At 59.3% G+C, this 236-nt stretch carries 1 protein-coding gene; it reads left to right on the top strand.

Annotated features, from left to right (window positions below):
• A partial coding sequence (locus GTP44_RS28545) for an IS110 family transposase (RefSeq protein WP_161021820.1) occupies nucleotides 1-236 on the top strand: 236 nt, incomplete at both ends.

The raw sequence follows: 236 nt of genomic DNA, 5'->3' as shown, positions 1-236 counted from the left end.
TCGCCTTGCTGGCAGACGGGAAAATCAAGAAAAAATCGCTGCCGAACTCGGCTGCGGGGCACCAGGCGCTGCTGGAGTGGATCGCCAAGTCCAAATTCGAGAAGGAAGCTTTGCAGGTGTGCATGGAAGCGACCGGCGTGTATTACGAGGCCGTCGCGACGGCGCTGCATGACGCCGGCTTCATGGTGTCGGTCGCCAATCCGAGTTGCGTCAAAGGCTTTGGCCAGAGCGAAAAC

This window comes from Duganella lactea (assembly GCF_009857505.1).
In the GTDB taxonomy this organism is placed as follows: Bacteria; Pseudomonadota; Gammaproteobacteria; order Burkholderiales; family Burkholderiaceae_D; genus Rugamonas; species Rugamonas lactea.
Note: the sequence above shows the minus strand (reverse complement) of the source record. Positions and strands in the feature narration are given on the sequence as shown.